Origin of the sequence: Sinorhizobium sp. P24N7 (assembly GCF_042436655.1) — a bacterium.
GTDB lineage: Bacteria > Pseudomonadota > Alphaproteobacteria > Rhizobiales > Rhizobiaceae > Sinorhizobium > Sinorhizobium meliloti_A.
In genome coordinates this window covers 1-604 of the sequence record NZ_JBHMIW010000095.1, presented here as the reverse complement: position 1 = coordinate 604, position 604 = coordinate 1, and the positions used below count along the sequence as shown (strand labels likewise).

Genomic DNA, 604 nt, shown 5'->3' with positions numbered 1-604 from the left:
CGGTACGTACGTGTCTCATCCCGATAACAACTTGCTCTACAGTTTGTTCTTATAATACTCCAACTCGTTCGTGGCTAGAAGCGTGTTCTTCAGGAACAAATCGTTCCTATGGACATGTTCGCGAGACGGCTGCAGGAGCGTGCTAGGCAACTGGGCATTTCAAACGCCGAGGCTGCACGCCGTGCGGGGTTAGATGAACGTCGATACGCACACTACGCTTCCGGCCGGAGAGAGCCGGACTTGGCCACGATCGTTAAAATAGCGGATGCGTTGGGGACATCACCGAACTGGCTCTTGGGTGTGCCGTTCGCTAACGAAGTAGACCCACAATTAGCGGCGCTCGTTGATAGGTTCTTGAATGCAGCGAACGCCATGACGAGGCAAGAGGCCGAAATGTGCGTCATTCAAGCCGAGGCGATAGTCACTGCTAAGACGCGGACCCGAAGGCGCTAAGACGTAAAGGCGCCGCTGAAATTGAAGATCCGTTCCAGTCGATACATGGCCTTTATCAACCAAAGACAGCGACTGCTGATTTGACGATGATCCCACCATCCGGGCTTCTGCGCATTTGGCGGCCGGTAGCCACGCGAAAGACTTGCAGCAA

Annotated in this window: 1 protein-coding gene; it reads left to right on the top strand. The window is 54.3% G+C overall.

All coding sequences use genetic code 11. The features are described 5' to 3' along the window. The first annotated feature begins 108 nt into the window (after positions 1-108). On the top strand, positions 109-453 hold the full coding sequence (locus tag ACFHWW_RS34095) for a helix-turn-helix domain-containing protein (protein WP_379943791.1): 345 nt from the start codon (positions 109-111) through the stop codon (positions 451-453). Positions 454-604: the final 151 nt, after the last annotated feature.

Excerpts from the sequence above, each read along its gene's own strand:
- ACFHWW_RS34095 (WP_379943791.1), top strand. The coding sequence starts at position 109 with ATGGACATGTTCGCGAGACGGCTGCAGGAGCGTGCTAGGCAACTGGGC.